Here is a 15742-nt window from a genome sequence, read left to right as displayed (position 1 = left end):
CAGCCGGGACAGCCGCACCGAAAGCCTGCTCGCGGCAACGGCATTGGCGCGGCGATCGCGGGCCCCGGTGGATACGCGCGCGCCATCGGATACACCCGATGCGGGTTTGCGCGGACTGCCGCCGTCGCTCATGCCGAGACCTCCGTCCGTTCCAGCACCGACTCCAGCCGGGCGATCACATTGTGGCGCAGCTCTTCCGGCGCGAGCACCAGGGCATCGGCCCCGAGTCCGGTGATGAGCCGGGCCAGCCAATCGCGGGACCGGATGGGCACCTCCACGATCGAGCCCTTGCGGCCGCCGAGTTCGCGTTCCTCCATGGTCGCGCCGAGCCTGCGGATCTCCTGACCGCGGCCGTCCGCGACCCAGACGGTGGCCGAACCGGTGATGGGGGCCTGTCCGGTGACCTCGGCGACCAGCGCGCGCAGATCCACATCGGCGGGCTTGTGCACGACGTCCTCGGGGCCGTACGCGGTGATCGCCTCACCGATGCGAGAGATGCGGAACACTCGCGGTGCGTTGCGAGCATTGTCATAGCCGGCGAGGTACCAGCGGCCGTGATGGGTGACCACACCCCAGGGCTGCACATCGCGTTCGATGGGTTCACCGTGTGATTGCCGGTGCAGGAACCGCACCGCGCGGCCCGCGTCGATGGCGGCCAGCAGTTTGCCCAGCACCGGTTCGGAACCGCGGGTGCGCGCCGGGACCGCGGGCACCGACGCGACACCGGCGTCGGGCTCGAGGTGAATGCCCGCCGCGCGCAGCTTGAGCAGTCCGCCCTCGGCCGCCGCGGCCAGTTCCGGGGACTCCCACAGCTGCACCGCGACCGCGACAGCGGCGGATTCGGCGCTGGTCAGATCGATATCGGGGAGCTCGTAGGCATCCCGGTTGATGCGGTAGCCCTCGGCGCCGGAATACCGGCTGATGGGCCCGATTTCGAGGGGGATGCCCAGATCGCGCAGCTCGTTCTTGTCGCGCTCGAACATGCGGCTGAAGGCCTCGTCGCTCGCCGACTCCTCGTATCCCGCCACGGAATCCCGAATCCGCTCGGCGGTCAGGAACTGGCGGGTGGACAGCAGCGCGATAACCAGATTCATCAACCGCTCGACCTTGGATATCGCCACCCAGTAGAGAGTAGTGTGCCCGCGCGACGCGCGTAGCACGGCAGTCCCCATTTGCCTTCGGCTTCGCTGCAAGCGAATTCACGGACTCGCCCGGCGCGACCCACCACCGGCGACGAAGCGGGCCGTGAATCCGAGGATTCACGGCCCGCCGCTCGATCGCGAACTACGGAGCTACATCGAGGCGATCAGCCGGTCGACGCGCTCATCCACCGAGCGGAACGGGTCCTTGCAGAGCACCGTGCGCTGGGCCTGATCGTTGAGCTTGAGGTGCACCCAGTCGACCGTGAAATCACGACCGGCTTCCTGTGCGGCGGTGATGAAATCGCCGCGCAGTTTGGCGCGCGTCGTCTGCGGCGGGGTGTTGACCGCCGCGTCGACCGCATCGTCCTCGGTGATGCGCTTGGCCAAACCCTTGCGCTGCAACAGGTCGAAGACCCCGCGGCCGCGCTTGATGTCGTGATAGGCCAGATCCAGCTGGGCGATCTTGGGATCGGACAGCTCCATGCTGTAGCGATCCTGGTAGCGCTGGAACAGCTTGCGCTTGATGACCCAGTCGATCTCGGTGTCCACCTTGGCGAAATCCTGCGCCTCGACGGCATCGAGGGTGCGGCCCCAGAGGTCCACCACCGCGTCCACCTGCGGATCGCGATCGCGATTGCGCAGATGCTCGACGGCGCGGGCGTAGTACTCGCGCTGGATCTCGAGGGCGCTGGCCTGACGGCCGCCCGCGAGCCGCACCGGACGCTTACCGGTGAGATCGTGCGACACCTCGCGGATGGCCCGAATCGGGTTGTCCAGCGCGAAGTCTCGGAAGGCGACGCCCGCCTCGATCATCTCCAGCACCAGCGATGCGGTGCCGACCTTGAGCATGGTGCTCGGCTCGGCCATATTCGAATCGCCCACGATCACATGCAGGCGGCGGTACTTCTCGGCATCGGCGTGCGGCTCGTCACGAGTGTTGATGATGGGCCGCGACCGCGTGGTCGCCGAGGAGACGCCCTCCCAGATGTGTTCCGCGCGCTGCGAGAGGCAGAACGTGGCGGCCTTGGGCGTCTGCAGCACCTTGCCCGCGCCGCAGATGAGCTGACGGGTCACCAGGAACGGCAGCAGCACATCGGAGATGCGGGAGAACTCACCGGCGCGCACCACGAGGAAATTCTCATGGCACCCGTAGGAGTTGCCCGCGGAGTCGGTGTTGTTCTTGAACAGGTAGATGTCGCCGCCGATACCCTCCTCGGCGAGACGCTGTTCGGCGTCGATGAGCAGATCCTCCAGGACCCGTTCACCGGCGCGGTCATGAGTGACCAGCTGCACCAAGCTGTCGCACTCGGCCGTCGCGTACTCCGGATGGGAACCGACATCGAGGTAGAGCCGGGCGCCATTACGAAGGAACACGTTGGAACTACGGCCCCAGGAAACCACCCGGCGGAAGAGATACCGGGCCACCTCGTCAGGACTCAACCGACGGTGACCGTGAAAGGTGCACGTCACCCCGAATTCGGTTTCGATCCCCATGATTCGTCGCTGCACCCTATCGACATTACAGCGATGTAGTGCCCGATAAGGGCGGTGTGGCAGACCCGATGCAAACGTATTCACAACGATTTAGCACGGGATGCAACGCCGCACCCCCGGTAGGCAGCGAAAAGGCAAGTCCCCTTTGCACTCTGCTGTGCAGAGTGCAAACACTCGCAGGTCCCGAGTGCAACGTGGCAGAGGGTGAAAATACGAAACCGGGCCGCGAACAATAGGTTCGCGGCCCGGTTTCGGGACGGGAAAATCCCGGCGGAAATCCCGGCCGCTCACTTGCGCTGCGCGGCCGGGTATTTCGGCGAATTGCTAGGACGGATCGCCGGCCGAGGGCTTGTCGGCCTCGGCCGCGGCGGTGGCGTTGGGCGCCTTGCCGGTGATCAGTTCCTGCAGTGCGGATCCGGTGATGCGGCGGAAAGCCCGTCGCGGCCGGGACTGTTCGAGCGTGGCGACCTCGAGCGAGGCCGACGCGGCGGGCTTCTTGTCCTTGTCCGCGCCCTCGGGTGCGGACTTGGCCAGGGCCGCCATCGCCACCGTGACGGCGGAATGCAGGTCCAGGCCCGGCTGATACGACGCCTTGAGCGCGGTGACGATGGGCTCGGTATTACCGCCCATCACCACGAATTCGCGCTCGTCGACGATGGATCCGTCGAAGTTGATGCGGTACAGCACCGAATTGGGATCCTGATCCGGGAAGCCGACCTCGGCGACACAGATCTCGACCTCGAACGGCTTGAGCTGATCGGTGAAGATGGTGCCCAGGCTCTGCGCGTACAGGTTGGCCAGGAAGCGGCCGGTGACATCGCGCCGGTCGTACTGGTACCCACGCAGATCAGCCTGCAGAATGCCACCGCGGCGCAGGCTTTCGAACTCGTTGTACTTGCCGACGGCGGCGAAACCGACGCGGTCGTACAGCTCGCTCACCTTGTGCAGTGTGGCCGAGGGGTTCTCGGCCACGAACACCACACCTTTGTCGTACACCAGCACGATGACGCTTCGCCCGCGTGCGATGCCCTTGCGCGCGAGTTCGGTCTTATCGCGCATGATCTGTTCGGCGGACGCGTAATACGGCAGTGTCATGCTCGCGCACTCCCCTCTTCGTCCGCGCGTTCGGCCACGATCTCGCGGGTGATCTCGGCCAGCCGTCCCTCCGACACCTCAACGGAGCCTTCGGAATCGATGACGATCGCCGTCGGATAGATGCCCCGCAGGGTGTCGGGGCCGCCGGTGGCGGTGTCGTCGTCGGCGGCGTCGAACAGGGACTCCACGGCGATGCTGAGTGCCGCGTCCTGATCGATGCCCCGGCGATAGGTCTTCTTCAGCGACGATTTGGCGAACAGCGAGCCGGAACCGACCGCGGTGTAACCGAATCGCTCCTCGCTGCGGCCGCCGACCACGTCGTAGGAGATGATGCGACCGGACTTGTCCGGATCTGCTTGATCCGGGTCGTAGCCGACCAGCAGCGGCACCACCGCGAGACCCTGCAGGGCCGCGGGGAGGTTGTCGCGCACCATCTTCGAGAGTTTGTTGGCCTTGCCGTCGAAGGTGAGGGGTACCCCCTCGATCTTCTCGTAGTACTCGAGCTCCACCGCGAACAGCCGGATCATTTCGATGGCCATGCCCGCGGTGCCCGCGATACCGGCCGCCGAGTAGGTGTCGGTGATGTACACCTTCTCGATGTCCCGGCTGGCCAGCAGGTTGCCCTGGGTGGCCCGGCGGTCGCCCGCGATCAGCACACCGCCGCGGTAACTGACCGCGACGATGGTGGTGCCGTGCGGTGCGATATCCGAGGGCGCGCCCGTATTCGAGTGTGCCCCGTCACCCCGGAAGTTGTTGCCGGGCAACAGTTCCGGGGCGTGCAGCCGCAAGTATTCGGAGAAGGAGGAGAGGGCGTTCCCCATCTGGAGACGCAGTGGGTCGCCTTGGGTCACTGGCCGCCCTTCTGAACGTATGCGCGCACGAAGTCCTCGGCATTCTCCTCGAGGACGTCGTCGATCTCATCGAGCAGGTCGTCGGTCTCCTCAGCCAGTTTCTCCCGGCGCTCCTGCCCCGCAGCACCGTCCCCGACGGGGCCCTCATCCTCGTCGCCACCACCGGCGCGCTTGGTCTGCTCTTGTGCCATAGCAGCCGACCTCCTCTGTGATCATCGGCGAGCACCGGAGAAAATCCGATGCCCGTCCCCCAACACTACCCAGCGGCGGCGACAACATGCCGGATTAACCGCAATGACGTCGCTTCGCGATCTTTCGGAAGCCTGCCGCCGCCTCCTGTTTTCACCCTCAGTGGGTGAGCTGTTGCACCAGTTCCGCGGCGGTCTCGACACCGTCCAGCAACTTGCCGACGTGGGCTTTGGTGCCGCGGCGGGGTTCGAGGGTGGGGATGCGGACCAGGGAGTCGCCGCCGAGGTCGAAGATGACCGAGTCCCAGCTGGCGGCGGCGATATCGGCGCCGAAGCGGCGCAGGCATTCGCCGCGGAAGTAGGCGCGGGTGTCCGTGGGCGGGTTGGTCATGGCGTCGAGGATCTGCTGTTCGGAAACCAAGCGCTGCATGGAACCTCGGGCCACCAGGCGGTTGTAGAGGCCCTTGTCCAGGCGCACGTCCGAGTACTGCAGGTCGACCAGGTGCAGCTTCGGAGCCGCCCAGGTGAGGCCCTCGCGCTTGCGCATGCCTTCCAGCAGACGGAGTTTGGCGGTCCAGTCGAGCAGGTCCGCGGTCTCCATGGGGTCGCGCTCGAGCAGGTCCAGCACATGCGCCCACTTGGTGAGCAGATCCTGCACGCGGGCGTCGTCGATGCCCTGGCGGTAGACGAACTTCTCCACGCGGTCGAGGTAAATGCGTTGCAGCGCAAGGCCGGTCAGCTCGCGACCGTCGGCCAGGGCGACCGTGGCGCGCAGCGTCGGATCGTGGCTGATGGTGTGCACGGCCGTGACCGGGCGGGCCAGTTGCAGATCCGAGAGATCCTCGCCCGCTTCGATCATGTCCAGCACCAGCGCCGAGGTGCCCACCTTCAGATAGGTGGCCCATTCGGACAGGTTCGCGTCACCGATGATGACGTGCAGGCGACGGTACTTATCCGCATCGGCGTGCGGTTCGTCACGGGTGTTGATGATGCCGCGCTTGAGCGTGGTCTCCAGGCCGACCTCGACCTCGATGTAATCCGCGCGCTGGGACAGCTGGAATCCGGCGGTATCGCCGTTCTGGCCGATGCCCACGCGCCCGGAACCGCAGATCACCTGACGGGATACGAAGAACGGGGTCAGACCGACGATGATCTGGTTGAACGGGGTCTCACGGCTCATGAGGTAGTTCTCATGGGTGCCGTAGGAGGCGCCCTTACCGTCGGTGTTGTTCTTGTACAGCTGCATGCGGGGCGCGCCCGGCACGCTGGAGGCGAAGCGGGCGGCGGCCTCCATGACCCGCTCACCGGCCTTGTCCCAGATCACCGCGTCGAGGGGGTCGGTGACCTCCGGGGCGGAGTATTCGGGGTGCGCGTGGTCGACATAGAGCCGAGCGCCGTTGGTGAGGATCATATTCGCCGCGCCGACCTCGTCGGCGTCGATGACGGGTGCGGGGCCGTTGAGCCGGCCGAGGTCGAATCCACGCGCATCGCGCAGCGGTGACTCCACCTCGTAATCCCAGCGGGTGCGTTTGGCGCGCGGCACGCCTTCGGCTGCGGCATAGGCGAGAACCGCCTGGGTCGACGTGAGAATCGGGTTGGCCGACGGCTCCGAAGGCGTCGAAATGCCGTACTCGACCTCGATTCCGATGATGCGCTGCATGTGGTCGAGCCTAGGCGACGCGGGCTCGGATCGGGCGCGACCGGGTCGGGCTCGGGTCTCGGGGTTGGTCATTCGCGAGTCGTACCCGGCATCGTTCTCCCGGGTGATCCGCCGCGACCTGCGCGGACGACACAATGTCAGGCATGGTCGAACCGGTCACCTCCCCGCGTTCGGAACGCCCGATCACCGCCGCGCGCGCGTCGAATCCCGTTCCGGCGGAAGGCTATAGCGCACCGATACCCGCGCGCTCGACACGGCTGCCCGCGCTGGACGTGCTGCGCGGCATCGCGATCCTGGGCACCCTCGGCACCAATATCTGGATCTTCACCAATGGTTCGGGGCTGGTCGGATACATCTCGCACCTCGATGAGCCCGACGGCGTCTGGCTGTGGGTCGAGCGCTTCCTCCAGCAGTTGGCGCAGGGCAAGTTCCTGGGATTGCTCACCATCATGTTCGGTATCGGACTCGCGATTCAGCAGGGTTCGGCCGTGCGCGGCGGGCGCGCGTGGCCGGGCAAGTATCCGTGGCGCGCGGCGCTGCTGTGCCTGGACGGGCTGCTGAATTTCCTACTGGTCGCCGAATTCGATGTGCTGATGGGCTATGCGATAACGGGCCTGGTGGTGGCGTTCGTACTCGCCACCGGACCGCGCGCGCAGCGCCGCTGGCTGATCGTGGCGGCGGGCATTCACACGCTCATGCTCACCGCGATCGTGGCGGGCATCGCACTGGCCGACGGGCAACAGGAATCGTCCACTCCTGAACCGCTGGACCCCAATCCCTATGCGGACGGCTCGTTCTGGGATCTGGTGGTGTTCCGCGTCGATCACGCGCTGCTGTTCCGGCTCGAACCGGTCTTCATCTTCCCGATGTCCATCGCCCTGTTCCTGCTGGGCGCGCACCTGTTCCGGGCCGGGGTGTTCGAACCGGACGGTGCGCGAATCCGCAAGCGCCTGATGATCATCGGAGCGGTCGCCGCCCCCGTGGACTTCGCCGTCGGCATGGTGGGCGGCGACCTGATCCTGGTGACCCGCTACGGCCTGGCACCGTTCGTGTCGATGGGCATCCTGGGTCTGGTCGCGCACGTCTACACCCACCGCACCGCGCCCGCGTTCGTCGGCCGCCGCTTCGCCGAGGTGGGACGAATGGCCTTGAGCTGCTACATATTACAAAACCTGCTAGCCGGATTCCTCTGCTACGGCTGGGGTCTGGGCCTGGCCGCCCTGGTCTCCCCCGCCGCCCGCGTCCCGTTCACCCTCGGCATCTACCTGCTCGTCTCGGCCTGCATGCTGGTCTTCGCCCACATCTGGCTGCGCCGTTTCGACCGCGGCCCGGTCGAATGGCTGTGGAACGCCAGCTACCGCGCCCTGACCGAGCGCGGCACCGCTCACGCCGCGTAGACGCGAATCAGACCGCGCTCACCGGAACGGCGTCGAACCAGCGGGCCAGCGCGGACCGCAATCCGCCGAGGTCGGTGGTATCGGGGTTCGGGGCGTCGGTCGCCCACGCCACATAGGTATCCGGACGCAGCAGCAGTGCGGCGGCGGGTGGATCCTCGGTGCGGGCCCGCACGATCTCGATCCGATCGGCGTATAGCCGCAGCGCCTCGGCGAATGAGCCGGTCCCGGTGAGGTCGAATAGCAATGGCTTTGCCGCCCTTGTCAATTCGGCCACGCGGAACCGGCCCGCGTCGGTGGTCAGGTCGAGGTCGGGGGCGGGTGCGCCGACCAGCGGATGCGGGTGCGGTACACCCATGTCGTAGCGCACGTCCGACCCGGAGATCAGTTCGGCGATCCGCTGCACCGTGGCGGCGTCGGTGAGCAGTTCGGCGAAAACCCCGCGCATAGCGGTCACATCCGCGCCCGGAGCGAGCAGCGCCGCCTGCGTTTGGGATTGCGCCACCGCGCGGTCGGCGGCAATGCGCCGCTCGGTGTCGTACGTGCCCAGAAGTCCTTGCGGCGCTTGGCCTTTGATCTCGGCGGCGAGCTTCCAGCCGAGGTTCATGGCGTCCTGTAGACCCAGGTTGAGGCCGGGTCCGCCGCCGAACACCAGGACATGCGCGGCATCACCGGCGAGGAAAACGCGACGGTCCCGGAATTGTGCGGCGACCCTGGTGTTTCCGCCGAGTTGGCGGCGCAGGGCGTGCGGTCCGGGTCCGGTCGCGGGACCGAGTTCGATCTCCGCGCCCAGCACGTACGCGATGCTGGCTTGCATTTCCGCCAGGGTCATCGGCCCGTCCTGCGCCGGGCGGTCCCATTCGGTGGTGCTGAACAGCGGCGCGCGGCCGGGGAACGGTGCATAGGCCAGTCCGCCGCGCTCGGTGCGAATCGGCAGGAACGGGCGAACCTCGCCGTAGCCGGGCACGCGCAGCACCCCGGTGGCGGGGTCCACCAAATCCGGGGAGATGGTGGCGTGCGCGGTGCGGGTGGTGGTGCGGTCGTAACTGACTCCGGGAAAGTCGATTCCGGAGCGCTTGCGAACGACGCTGTGCCCGCCGTCCGCGCCGACCAGGTATCGGGCGCGCAGCCGTACTGCCTCCCCCGCCGTCGAAACATCCACGGTGACAGCGTCTTCGTCCTGCGAGATACCGGTGATCTCAGCGCCCCAGCGGATTTCCGCGCCGAGTTCGAGCGCCCGATCCCGCAGCACCGCGACGAGCTCCGGTTGCGGAATCGCCATGTTGTAGACGGGACTGTGCTCGAGCAGACTCAAATCCAAAGGGAGAGCGGCGAACATGAAGTAGGCGGAGTTGGGTTGCGGCCGTCCGGGCGGTCCGCCGAGACGCTCGTACAGGCCGCGCCGATCCATCATCGGCACCACCTGTCCGACCAGGCCGTTGGCTTTGGCCTCGACGCTGGGTTCGGCGAGCCGATCGAGTACCAGGGGGCGGATTCCGGCGAGGGCGAGTTCGCTCGCCAGGATCAGGCCGACGGGGCCGGCTCCGGCGATGATGACATCGTGGGTCATGACTTCTCCTGAGAGACATCGTTTTTCAGTTAGGGCACCGGCAGGCCCGCGGCCAGCCGGTCGAGCGCCTCGCGCAGCAGCCCCATGAGCGGCTGCGGCGGATCGGCGCGCTGACTGTGATCGATGGCGGCGCTGATGGCGGCCGAGACCGCCGCGGCGACCAGATTCGGATACAGGTCCCGGGCGGCGTCGGTGCCGGTCCGAGCGGCCACGGCGGCCGAAAGCGTGTGCTGCGCGGTCGCATTGGCCTCGAGAATGGCGGCCTGTACCGCGGGCGTGCCGAGCATGACGCGAATGCCGTCCACCCAGTGCCGATCGGTGGTGGTCGCGGCGGTGACGGTCTCGCCGAGCGCGAACCGATCCAGGACGGCGGCGGTCATTGCCTCCCACAGGGTTTCGCCGTCCGGGCGGGCGGCGAATTCCTCGGCGACCTGTTCCATGCGTTCCAGATGCCGGGACGCGACCGCCTCGGCCTTGCTGGAGAAGTAGTTGCGGAAGGTGCGCACCGAGACATTGGCCGCGGCGGCGATGTCCTCCACCGTCACGTTGTCCCAGCCGCGTTCCACGCCCAGCCGAATGGTGGCCAGGCTCAGGGCGAGCCGGGTTTCCCGCTTCTTGCGCTCACGCAGTCCATCGCTCACCTGACCCAGCGTACAGATTTTTGCCGTGGCGGCAATATTTCCATCTCGGCACAATTATTCGAGGCAGTCGCGACCCCCGATTGCCGAGCGATGAAGATCAGCCGAGCTGGGCGGCTTCCCGGCGCGCCACCAGTTCGGCGACGACGGTATCCCGGGTCATCGGCACCTCGAGGCTGCGCGCATTGCCCTCGAGCAGCGCGAGGACCGATTCGGTGAGAATGCCCTCGACCTGCTCGGAGGTGAGCACACCGTCCGCACGCCAGCTGTTGACCACGCCGTCCACGAAGCCGACCATGCCGAACGCGGTGGGGCGGGCGCGATTCGGATCGAGTCCGAAGCCGCCGAGAATATCGGCGAACAGGTCGGCCAGTTGCGCGCCGATGCGATCACGGGCTCCGGCCAATGCCCCGGAGGTCTGCCCGTGCGGATCTCCGGCGGCCAGGAAGCGGTGCAGATTCGGATGCCGCACAACCCAACCCACGTAGGTGCCGACCGCGCCGCGCACCGCATCGCGCACGGTGCCGTCGGGCCGCAGGCGCGGAAGCAGTTCGGCCAGTAGCGAATCCAGGATGTGGCGGCGGATCGCCTCGTCGAGATCGGCGCGGCCGTCGAAGTGCCGGTAGACCACCGGGCGCGGCACCTTGAGGCGATCGGCGATCTGCTGCACCGAGATCTCCACGCCGTTGTCCTCGATGACGCCGAGGGCGGCGTCGAGCATATCGAGGCGGCGGCGGGCCTTGTGTCCGCTCCAGCGGGTGCTGCGGCCGTCGCTCGACGGGGTATGAGTGCTGGTTCCGGTCACTCGGTTCACGATACCCACCTGCTTATTGACCGATACACCGTGTACCACTAATCTGAGTGTAACAGCGTGTATCAGTAAATTCAGTCAGGATGCTGCCATGAGCAACGACGCCATCGCCTCCCCCGACAAGACACTGCTCCCCCGCGATTCCTTCGCCCAGCGACTGCTCACGGGGCATGTGAAGAAGTTCTATGACCCGGTCGTCGATATCGACTGGGACGCACCCCTGGATCCGGACAAACTCTTCCTGCCGCCCGAGGTGGTCTCGCTCTACGGCACCCCGCTGTGGGAGGCCATGGATCATGCACAGCGCCGCGAACTCTCGCGCCAGGAACTGGCCAATGTGCTCTCGGTCGGCATCTGGTTCGAGAACCTGCTCAATCGACTGCTGTTGCGCGAGCTCATGTCCGGTGATCCGCGGTCCCGGCATTCGCACTACACGCTCACCGAGATGGGTGACGAATGCCGGCACATGATGATGTTCGGCAAGCTCATCGACCGGGTCGAGGCGAAACCCTACTGGCCCAATCGCTATGAGCGCCTGACCATCAGCGCGTTGCAGATCTTCCTGCGCGGTTCCATGGTGTGGGTGGGCGCACTGGTCGGCGAGGAGATCTTCGACGCCATTCAGCGCCAGACCCTCGATGATCCGGAATTGCAGCCGGTGGTGGCCCGCGCCATGCGGATTCACGTCACCGAGGAGGCGCGGCATATCGGCTTCGCCCGAGATGCCTTGGCGCGCAGGGTTCCCGAGATGTCGCGGGCCGAACTCGCCTACACCAAACTGTGTGTCGCCATCGCCGCGCCGCTGTTCGTGCACCTGATGACGAACTGGCATATGTACGTCCGCGCCGGAATCGAGGACGGCCGTGGCGCACGGCGGATGGCCCGCGCGAATCCGCACGCCAAGCGGGTTTTGGGCGTCGGCGCCGCGAATCTCGGTGCGTTCCTGGACAAGCAGGGCCTGATCGGTCCGATCGGCAAGCGCATCTGGCAGCGCAGGGGGCTGCTGTGAGGCGTTCGCGGCGGGCGGCGGCACCGGATATCGACTATCCGGATCCCGCTCCCGCACCGGAGTATTCGGGTCCGGCGCTCTTGGACGCGCCGGGCGCGGAGGTCGCGGTCACGGTGAACCTGAACGGTCATCTCGATCCGATCGACGGCAATTTCCATTGGTACGGGCGGGTTTCCGCACCCGAGGGCACCGAACTACCCGATCCCGGGCGCGGTCAGGTCTTCCTCACCCTGCCGGGCGGAACGCCCGCGCGCGGTGTGCTCCAGGAGCGGGATCCCTGGGGCAATCTGCGCATCGTCGGACTCGGCGAGCCGCCATTCCCGTTGGAGCAGGCCGAGATTCACCGGCGCTAGCCGGACAGGCCGATCACATCGGCCATCAACTCCACGGCGTATTCGAAGAACGGCCCGGCCGGGTCCATGCTGCCGACCAGCTGCCCGGTGAGCTCGAAGCCGACCGCGCCGTAGAGCTGTGTCCACGCCACCACCGTGCGCGCCACACACTCCGGCGGCAATCCCGGCGCGATCTGCGCCGCGATCTCACCGGACTGCGCGGTGAGCTCGGGAGACATCTCACCGGAGTGGGCCGCCAAAAGTCCTGCGCGCCAGGCGTTCACGACGATGCCCAGCGCCGCGACCGGTACCCGGGACGCGGGCGCGATGGTGTCGTGCGGTGCCTGATAACCCGGCACCGGCGATCCGTACAGCAGCGCGTACTCGTGCGGATGCCCGATGGCCCAGTGCCGCACCGCCGCCGCCGCGGCCCGCCACTGCGAACGCGGGGTATCGCCGGTGGCGATCGCGTTCTCCACCGCCTCGCCGACGGCGTTGTACGCCTCGATGATCAGCGCGGTGAGCAGTTCGTCCCGGCTCGGGAAGTACCGGTACAGCGCCGAGGACACCATCCCGAGTTCCCGGGCGATGGCACGCAGCGACAGCGCGGCCGCCCCGGATTCGGCGAGCTGACGGCGCGCCGCGTCGGTGATCTCGCGGGTGATCTCGGCTCGTGCCCGTTCACGGGCGGTGCGGGGGGCGCTCATGCGACCAGTGTGCCACGTTTCGGAGCAGATGAATGAAATGAGAGCACTGCTCTTGACAGCTCCATGACCGGCGGCGCACACTGATCACATCAGAGAGCGCCGCTCTCGAAGTTGCAAAGGAAGCCCGCCATGAACGATCTCGCCCACCGCTACATCGGCCCCACCGGCCTGGACCCGATCATGAACCGCATCGCCAACACCCTGCCCAAACTGGGCATCAGCGTGGCGGGTTCCCGACTGCTCGCGGTGCGCGGACGCAAGAGCGGCGAATGGCGCACCACGATGGTCAATCTGCTCGTCGTCGACGGCCAGCGCTACCTGGTCGCACCGCGCGGCCACACCCAGTGGGTGCGGAATCTGCGCGTCTCCGGCAACGGTGAGCTGCGCCTGGGCCGCAAGGTCGAGGCCTTCACCGCGCGGGAGCTCCCCGATGCCGAGAAGCTCCCCGTGCTGCACGCCTACCTGGATCGCTGGGGCTGGGAAGTGGGCCGGTTCTTCGAAGGCGTCACCAAGAACTCCTCCGATGCCGAATTGGCCGCCATCGCACCGGGATTCCCGGTTTTCGCGCTCTCGTGACGAATAGATCCGGCGCTCAGCGCAATTCGTCGAGCGCTTGGTCGCTGCGGGCGAGGATGGCGCGGCCGTCGGCGGTCAGCACGATCGGACGCTGAATGAGTCGCGGATGGGTGGCGAGGGCCTCGATCCAGCGATCCCGCTCGGCGGGGGTGCGATCCCAGGCGGCCACCCCGAGTTCCTTGGCCTCGGGTTCGGCGGTGCGGGTGATATCCCACGGCTCGAGCCCGAGTTTGCCCAGCACGGTGGTGATTTCGGCGACGCTCGGCGGATCGTCGAGATAGCGGCGCTCGACATAGTCGACGCCGGTGTCATCGAGCGTCGCCTTGGCCGTGCGGCTCTTCGAGCATTTGGGGTTGTGCCAGATCTCGGTTGCCATATCGGGGAGCCTAGCGATGCCCGCCGCCCCGGCCGCGCAACCGGTCCCGCCACAGCGCGGCAGCGGGCCGAACTCACAGCCAGTCGACGACCCACGGGTAAGGGCGCATCCAGTACAGGCCGGACTCGGGAAGTGGTCCGCCCCAGCGCTGTTCGGCCTGGCCGAGCTCCCATACGTATTCGGGGGCGGGTTCGCCCTCGTGGATCTCGAACAGGTGCCGCCGCCAGGTATTGAGCATGGCGGGCACGACCTGCGGATCGGTGCCGAAGGCCCAGTTCACGCAGCGGCCCATCAGGGTGTCGACCGCGTGATTGGCCGCGTTCGGATCGCCGGTGCTGAGCGAGTGCAGGAAGGCCGCGACCAGGTTGTAGGCCATGGCGTCGTGCACCGAGGTCTGACCGTTCTCCAGCGCCCAGACGCCGAGGTAGGTCGGCCCCTGCTCATCGATCCACACCGCGTGCGCCTCACCGACCCGATTGTCGAAGATGAGCGCCATCAGCAGCCCGAGCACGGCCTTACCGGCGATCAGCGGATCGGGTTTACCGGTGGCGATGGCATCGTCGATGAGCGCGCGATACGCGGCGGCCGCGATTCCGGGCCGTTGTGCTTCCAGCAGCGCGTCGGCGGTCTCACCACCCGCGAGCTGGTCCGCCGGCGGCTGTTTCGGCCCGGTGACCGATTCCATCCCGTCCGCGGAGATATTGAGCAGTTCGGTCTGCGCCGCCCCACCCAGCGGCGGGCCGAGCGGCGCGGACAGATCCACCGGCGGCGGCGCGTCGAAAGGCTCCGCGCCGAAGGGCGGCGGTGCGAGGAAATCCGGATCGACCGGGGGCGGGCCGAACGGACCCGGAACCGGCGACCCCGGGCCGAGCGGTGACTGGCCGAGCGGATCTGATCCGAGCGACGGCGAGCCGAGCGGACCGGAGCCCGGCAGCGGCTGACCGAGGGGATCCGAGCCGGGCGGTGGCCCGCTCAGCGGGCCGGAACCGGGCAGCGGACCGGTGAGCGGATCCGAGCCGGGCAGCGGACCGGTGAGCGGATCCGCGCCGAGCCGGGGCGGACCCAGCGGGTCCGGGCCGGGCTGCGCCGCGAAGGGGTCGGGGCCGAGCGGCAGGTCCGGGGCTTGTGGGGTGGGCGCGCCATTCTCGATGGCGGCCGAGCTGTTCAGGTATCCCAGTGCCTCGCGGGCGAATTCGTTGTCGTGTGCGAGCAGCCAGTCGCGGCCCGCGCGCAGGGTGTCGATGAGATGTCCGCCGACCTCGTGTTCGATGGCGGCGCAGATGGCGTAGTAACCGTAGGCGCGATATTCGTCGTAGCCGTCACCCTCGGCCACCAGGAGCTGGGCGTATCGGCTTGCCAGGTCATGTCTTTCGATATCGCCGAGCAGGGTGCAGGCGGTCATGGCGGCCATCAGGACTTCGCCGTGATCGCCGTGGCTGCGGCGCAGGTCGATGCAGCGGTCGGCCATGAGTACCGCGCTGTCGGCGCGGCCGAGCTGGGTGGCGGCCTCCACGCCCATGGAGTACATGGTGGCGAGGGTGGCGGGCGGGATATCGGCCGGGAAGCGGGCGGGGCCGTTCTCGGCGATGCGCAGGGCCTGATCGTATTCGCCCGCGGCGAACGCGGACCGGAAGGTGTAGGACACCACCCAGCCGTAATCCTTGGGGTCAGGCGGTGACAGCAGCGCATTGTCGAACGCCGTGAGCCTGGCCAGCGCTTCGGGCGCGCGTCCGGACTCCAGCATGCCGCTCGCCTCGTTCATCACCTCGACGAACGCATTTCGATCCATGGCCTCTTCGCCTTCCCGCCTTCTTCAGGTCCGGATCGTATGGGGCGCCACCGGACTCGCGCGGGCAGTGAGGGAAACGTCATAGTTTGAAGCGCGCGGGCATGAAAGGC

The 15742-nt window shown here is 67.4% G+C and carries 16 protein-coding genes; 4 read left to right on the top strand and 12 right to left on the bottom strand.

Annotation, left to right across the window (positions count from 1 at the left end; all coding sequences use genetic code 11):
* Window positions 1-128: 128 nt before the first annotated feature.
* The 6 genes from ACFVUS_RS03415 to dop form a co-directional block, all read right to left on the bottom strand.
* Window positions 129-1121, bottom strand: coding sequence for a YafY family protein (locus tag ACFVUS_RS03415; protein WP_364634014.1), 993 nt, complete (start codon window positions 1119-1121; stop codon window positions 129-131).
* Between the two features lie 171 nt (window positions 1122-1292).
* Window positions 1293-2651: a Pup--protein ligase gene (pafA, locus tag ACFVUS_RS03410; protein ID WP_387761565.1), complete on the bottom strand. Its 1359-nt coding sequence runs from the start codon at window positions 2649-2651 to the stop codon at window positions 1293-1295.
* Window positions 2652-2960: 309 nt separating this feature from the next.
* A complete protein-coding gene (gene prcA, locus ACFVUS_RS03405; RefSeq protein ID WP_387761564.1) occupies window positions 2961-3731 on the bottom strand; it encodes a proteasome subunit alpha in 771 nt (256 codons plus the stop codon).
* Complete coding sequence (gene prcB, locus ACFVUS_RS03400) at window positions 3728-4552, bottom strand: proteasome subunit beta (RefSeq protein ID WP_387761563.1); 825 nt, start codon at window positions 4550-4552, stop codon at window positions 3728-3730. Before prcB ends, prcA begins: the two co-directional genes overlap by 4 nt.
* Before the next feature lie 26 nt (window positions 4553-4578).
* Complete coding sequence (locus tag ACFVUS_RS03395; RefSeq protein ID WP_067536347.1) at window positions 4579-4773, bottom strand: ubiquitin-like protein Pup; 195 nt, start codon at window positions 4771-4773, stop codon at window positions 4579-4581.
* A 157-nt stretch (window positions 4774-4930) separates the two neighbouring features.
* The gene (gene dop, locus ACFVUS_RS03390; RefSeq protein WP_364634007.1) at window positions 4931-6430 is read right to left on the bottom strand and encodes a depupylase/deamidase Dop; all 1500 of its coding nucleotides are present in this window, start codon (window positions 6428-6430) and stop codon (window positions 4931-4933) included.
* Window positions 6431-6573: 143 nt separating this feature from the next.
* On the opposite strand from dop, the gene ACFVUS_RS03385 reads away from it, so the two are divergent.
* Window positions 6574-7827, top strand: coding sequence for a DUF418 domain-containing protein (locus ACFVUS_RS03385; RefSeq protein ID WP_387761562.1), 1254 nt, complete (start codon window positions 6574-6576; stop codon window positions 7825-7827).
* 7 nt (window positions 7828-7834) lie between these two features.
* Here the strand turns inward: ACFVUS_RS03385 and ACFVUS_RS03380 are convergent, their stop codons facing one another.
* The 3 genes from ACFVUS_RS03380 to ACFVUS_RS03370 form a co-directional block, all read right to left on the bottom strand.
* Window positions 7835-9394 (bottom strand): FAD-dependent monooxygenase, encoded by a 1560-nt coding sequence (locus ACFVUS_RS03380; RefSeq protein ID WP_387761561.1) that lies wholly within the window; start codon window positions 9392-9394, stop codon window positions 7835-7837.
* A gap of 29 nt (window positions 9395-9423) precedes the next feature.
* A complete protein-coding gene (locus tag ACFVUS_RS03375) occupies window positions 9424-10035 on the bottom strand; it encodes a TetR/AcrR family transcriptional regulator (protein ID WP_387761560.1) in 612 nt (203 codons plus the stop codon).
* A gap of 97 nt (window positions 10036-10132) precedes the next feature.
* Entirely contained in the window at window positions 10133-10837 is a 705-nt protein-coding gene (locus ACFVUS_RS03370) for a TetR/AcrR family transcriptional regulator (protein WP_387761559.1), read from the bottom strand.
* Between the two features lie 97 nt (window positions 10838-10934).
* Between ACFVUS_RS03370 and ACFVUS_RS03365 the strand changes: the two genes are divergently transcribed.
* Both ACFVUS_RS03365 and ACFVUS_RS03360 read left to right on the top strand, forming a co-directional pair.
* Complete coding sequence (locus ACFVUS_RS03365; protein WP_387761558.1) at window positions 10935-11852, top strand: diiron oxygenase; 918 nt, start codon at window positions 10935-10937, stop codon at window positions 11850-11852.
* Window positions 11849-12205, top strand: a complete 357-nt coding sequence (locus ACFVUS_RS03360) for a DUF4873 domain-containing protein (protein ID WP_387761557.1) — start codon at window positions 11849-11851, stop codon at window positions 12203-12205. Before ACFVUS_RS03365 ends, ACFVUS_RS03360 begins: the two co-directional genes overlap by 4 nt.
* Here the strand turns inward: ACFVUS_RS03360 and ACFVUS_RS03355 are convergent.
* Window positions 12202-12891: a TetR/AcrR family transcriptional regulator gene (locus ACFVUS_RS03355; RefSeq protein WP_387761556.1), complete on the bottom strand. Its 690-nt coding sequence runs from the start codon at window positions 12889-12891 to the stop codon at window positions 12202-12204. The genes ACFVUS_RS03360 and ACFVUS_RS03355 overlap by 4 nt on opposite strands.
* 129 nt (window positions 12892-13020) lie before the next feature.
* On the opposite strand from ACFVUS_RS03355, the gene ACFVUS_RS03350 reads away from it, so the two are divergent.
* Window positions 13021-13467, top strand: coding sequence for a nitroreductase family deazaflavin-dependent oxidoreductase (locus ACFVUS_RS03350; RefSeq protein ID WP_387761555.1), 447 nt, complete (start codon window positions 13021-13023; stop codon window positions 13465-13467).
* Between the two features lie 16 nt (window positions 13468-13483).
* Here ACFVUS_RS03350 and ACFVUS_RS03345 read toward each other — a convergent pair whose 3' ends face one another.
* A complete protein-coding gene (locus tag ACFVUS_RS03345) occupies window positions 13484-13843 on the bottom strand; it encodes an arsenate reductase family protein (RefSeq protein ID WP_387761554.1) in 360 nt (119 codons plus the stop codon).
* Between the two features lie 73 nt (window positions 13844-13916).
* Window positions 13917-15632, bottom strand: a complete 1716-nt coding sequence (locus tag ACFVUS_RS03340) for a hypothetical protein (RefSeq protein WP_387761553.1) — start codon at window positions 15630-15632, stop codon at window positions 13917-13919.
* Between the last annotated feature and the right edge of the window lie 110 nt (window positions 15633-15742).

The sequence above is a fragment of the Nocardia sp. NPDC058058 genome (genome assembly GCF_042885355.1).
Taxonomy (GTDB): domain Bacteria; phylum Actinomycetota; class Actinomycetes; order Mycobacteriales; family Mycobacteriaceae; genus Nocardia.
Note: the sequence above shows the minus strand (reverse complement) of the source record. Positions and strands in the feature narration are given on the sequence as shown.

Coding starts and splice junctions, on each gene's coding strand:
- prcA (WP_387761564.1), bottom strand. CDS start 3,731: ATGACACTGCCGTATTACGCGTCCGCCGAACAGATCATGCGCGATAAG.
- prcB (WP_387761563.1), bottom strand. CDS start 4,552: ATGGGGAACGCCCTCTCCTCCTTCTCCGAATACTTGCGGCTGCACGCC.
- ACFVUS_RS03395 (WP_067536347.1), bottom strand. CDS start 4,773: ATGGCACAAGAGCAGACCAAGCGCGCCGGTGGTGGCGACGAGGATGAG.
- dop (WP_364634007.1), bottom strand. CDS start 6,430: ATGCAGCGCATCATCGGAATCGAGGTCGAGTACGGCATTTCGACGCCT.
- ACFVUS_RS03385 (WP_387761562.1), top strand. CDS start 6,574: ATGGTCGAACCGGTCACCTCCCCGCGTTCGGAACGCCCGATCACCGCC.
- ACFVUS_RS03380 (WP_387761561.1), bottom strand. CDS start 9,394: ATGACCCACGATGTCATCATCGCCGGAGCCGGCCCCGTCGGCCTGATC.
- ACFVUS_RS03365 (WP_387761558.1), top strand. CDS start 10,935: ATGAGCAACGACGCCATCGCCTCCCCCGACAAGACACTGCTCCCCCGC.
- ACFVUS_RS03355 (WP_387761556.1), bottom strand. CDS start 12,891: ATGAGCGCCCCCCGCACCGCCCGTGAACGGGCACGAGCCGAGATCACC.
- ACFVUS_RS03350 (WP_387761555.1), top strand. CDS start 13,021: ATGAACGATCTCGCCCACCGCTACATCGGCCCCACCGGCCTGGACCCG.
- ACFVUS_RS03345 (WP_387761554.1), bottom strand. CDS start 13,843: ATGGCAACCGAGATCTGGCACAACCCCAAATGCTCGAAGAGCCGCACG.
- ACFVUS_RS03340 (WP_387761553.1), bottom strand. CDS start 15,632: ATGGATCGAAATGCGTTCGTCGAGGTGATGAACGAGGCGAGCGGCATG.